This window comes from Streptosporangium sp. NPDC051023 (genome assembly GCF_040689595.1).
Lineage (GTDB): Bacteria > Actinomycetota > Actinomycetes > Streptosporangiales > Streptosporangiaceae > Streptosporangium.
Genome location: NZ_JBFBCE010000191.1, coordinates 1 through 3,753, shown reverse-complemented (window position 1 = coordinate 3,753; position 3,753 = coordinate 1). Strand labels below are relative to the sequence as shown.

Here is a 3,753-nt window from a genome sequence, read left to right as displayed (position 1 = left end):
GACCACACCGTCGGCGGGACTCCTGGAGAACGTTTTGGTCATGGCACGGAACCCCTCCGAAAATCACGCCACGCGGCCGCCGGTGAAAAATATGCGCAGGTAGCCCACAACCACGCTTTTCTGAGATCGCCTGTCAAATAGCGCCAGAAACAGCGTGATCCTATTATCGGAGATCAACTCCTAAGGGACTCTTGCGCAACACATCTTGTGCACTGATTCCCACGGTGTCAATACCTTCACAGAGCGCAACACCGCCAAATCCATTCCCCTCGTTCAATATCTCTTGACAGTTACCCACAAGACTCGCCCTCTCACCTGTCCAGCCAGAGGAAGAGAGGCACCACCAATTGGTGTACGAGCTCAAAAGCCCAGCAGACAGGGCATCCCCTTGACACCCTCCACTTGACAAGATACCTTGCGCAAGGATTCCTTAGGTTGTGAAATACGTGGGCCGGGGGCGCCGTCCTTGGACCGGACCTGCGCTATTCGCGGACAACCGAAAAGCGTTATAGCGCACACCCTCCACATTCCCAATCAGCGGCACCCGCCTGATTTCCAGAGGAGTTCCGTGCCATGACAAAGGCATTTTCCATGAGCAAGACTGCCTCTGGATTGGAGGATCGGAGCTCTGAGGTGGCCATCTCGCTCCGGCAGGCCGACTGGGGAGCGTTGCTGGGCCTGCGCGCGGAAGAGCACCCCACCCGGCCCGCCGTCGTGGCCGCGAACCTCTCCCTTTCCTATGAGGAGCTCGACCGCCGTACCGGCGAGCTGACGCGACGGCTGCGAGGGTGCGGGGTCGGCCCCGGCCAGGTCGTCGCCGTCCACGCGGAACGCTCGGCGAGCGGTCTGGTCGCGATGCTCTCCGTGCTGCGGGCCGGCGCCGCCTACCTCGCGCTCGACCCCGCGGCCCCGGCGGAACGTCATCTGTTCGTGCTCCAGGACAGCGCTGCCCGACTGGTCCTGACCGACGCCGACACCGGGTCCGGCGAGGAGACCCGGTGGGGCGTTCCGCTGATGCGCATCACCGGCGAGCCTCGGACCAACGGCCTGCAGACCGAGAACGGGAGCGCGGGGAGCACGGGGAGCCCAGCCGACCCGGCCCATCTCGCCTATCTCGTGTACACCTCCGGCACCACCGGAAGGCCGAAGGGTGTCGGCGTGCCGTTCGACGCGCTGGGCGACCACCTCGTCGGGATCTGCGCGCGTTTCGGGCTACGCGGCGACGACCGCGTCCTGCGGTTCGCGCCACCACACGTCGATGTCGCGATCGAGCAGACACTCGCCCCGCTGGCCGCCGGGGCGACCGTCGTTTTCGGCCTGGACCGCTCCCCCTCGATCGGTGAGCTCCTCGGCTTCCTCGACCGCGAACAGATCACCGTCGCGAACCTGCCCGCCGGATACTGGAACGAGCTGGCCGACGGCCTCGACCGTCTGCCACTGCCCGAAGGGCACCGCCTCCGGCTGATGATCTCGGGTAGCGAGCGGATGTCCCCCCAGGCCGCCCGCTCCTGGCTGCGGCACGCCCCGAACGTACGGCTCGTCAACGCCTACGGGCCGACCGAATGCGTGATCACGGCAACCACCCACGAAGTGACCGACGTCGAAACAGACGAGGTCCCGATCGGCACGGCGTGCGGTGATCGCGTGCTCCACGTGCTCGACTCGACGCTCACGCCCTGCCCTCCCGGAGTCGCGGGAGAGCTGTACGTCGGCGGGCGGCCACTCGCCCGGGGATACACGGGCAGGCCGGGCACCACGGCCCAGCGGTTCGTGCCCGACCCGTACGGCGACGCCCCCGGCGCCCGGATGTACCGCACGGGTGACCTCGTCCGCCTCAGAGCGGACGGAAACCTGGAGTTCCTCGGCAGGACCGACGACCAGGTCAAGATCAGGGGATATCGGGTCGAGCCCGCCGAGACGCAGCGGGTGCTGGAGAATCACCCCGCCGTACGGCAGTGCGCGGTGCTCGGGCAGCGGGACGAGAACGGGCGGACGCGCCTGGTCGGTTACGCCGTCGCCGAGGCGGAGACCGAGGAACTCGTGACGTTCCTGGCGGAGAGGCTGCCCGAGTACCTCCTGCCCGCGCATCTTGTCCTCCTCGACCGGCTGCCGCTGACCACGGGCGGCAAGCTCGACCGCGCCGCGCTGCCACCGGTTCCGCGGCGGGAGGATACGGTGCCGCCGCGAACCGAGACGGAACTGCTGCTGGCCGGTCTGTGGCGCGAGGTCCTCGGCGTCGACCACGTCGGACGCGACGACGACTTCTTCGCACTCGGCGGCGACTCCCTCGCCGCGCTCCGCATCACTGCCAGGCTGCTGAGCCACTTCGGCAAGGGCCTCTCGCCCCAGACCGTCTTCGACACACCGGTTCTCGCCGACCTCGCGGCGCAGCTCGACGCCGGTCGCGACCGGTCGTCCCAGACGTCGAACGTGACGCCCCAGCCCGACGACGAGGAACAGCCCGCAACGCAGCCGGACGAGGACGAGGCGGTCGAACGGCCGCTGTCTCTGGGACAGCACGCCCTGTGGTTGTCAGAGCAGTGGAATCCGGGCGCGCCCCTCTACAACGTTCCGTGGGTCTTCCGGCTGCGCGGCGCGCTCGACATCCCGCTGCTCGAACAATGCCTGAACACCCTCGTCGAACGACACGAGGCGCTGCGAACCGTCTTCCCGGCCCGTCTCGGCGAGCCTGCCCAGACAGTACTCCCGGCCGCTCCCATACGGCTTGAGGCAGACGACCACTCGGAAGAAACCATCATGCGGGAGGCCCGCAGGCCGTTCGACCTGGAGCACGGCCCGCTGTTCAGGGCACGGCTGCTGCGGGAGGGCGACGACGGGTGGGCGCTGCTGATCGTGGTCCACCACATCGTCTGGGACGAGTGGTCGCTACGGATCTTCGAGGCGGAGTTGGCCGAGCTGTACGCGGCCGCCTCGACCGGCCGCCCGCACAGACTCGCCGATCTGCCGCTGCGGCCTTCGGACCACGCGGTCCGGCAGCGGGAACTGGTGCGCGGCGAGCACCTGGCCGAAGGGCTCGCCTATTGGGAGCGAAGGCTCGAAGGGGCGCCGAGGGAACTGGCCCTGCCGACCGACCGCTCCCCGCAGGGGCGGACCCCGTCCGGCGCCGCCGTACGGTTCGACCTGGGCGGAGACCTCGCCGAGCAGGTGCGTGCGTTGGCGAAGGCTGAGGGCGTGACGCCGTTCATGGTGCTGCTCGCCGGTTTCTGCCTGATGCTGCGCAGCCGTACCGGCCAGGAGGACCTCGTCGTCGCCATGCCGGTCGCCGACCGGGACCGCGCCGAGTGGGAAGGCCTGATCGGTTACTTCGTCAACCTGGTTCCGCTGCGCGTGCGGGCAGGTGCGGAGCTGAGCTTCCGCGAGTTGCTCAGGCGAGTACGTGACGACGTGCTGGCCGACCTCGCACACCAGGACGTGCCCTTCCAGCTCATCCTCGAACGGACCACGCGTGACCATCCCGTGGACCATTCCACGGACCGCGCCGCGTTCACCCAGGTCGCCTTCGAGATGCACCGCCACGACGCCCGCCCCGTACGGCTCGGCCATGCGGCCGGGACACGTGAGCTGGTTCCCACGGGGACCTCGAAGTTCGACCTGACCTGGCAGATCACCGACGACGGCGAGCGCATCTTCGGCGTCGTCGAGTACAGCGCCGACCTGTTCGACGCCGCGACGGTCGAACGACTGGCGGCGGACTGGCAGAGCGTGCTGCGGACCTCCGTCCACGTCCCCGTG

At 68.3% G+C, this 3,753-nt stretch carries 1 protein-coding gene; it reads left to right on the top strand.

All coding sequences use genetic code 11. The annotated features are described in order from the left end of the window. Window positions 1–633: 633 nt before the first annotated feature. Window positions 634–3,753, top strand: a 3,120-nt coding sequence (locus AB0395_RS47760) for an amino acid adenylation domain-containing protein (RefSeq protein WP_366294908.1), incomplete at its 3' end; no start/stop codon positions are given.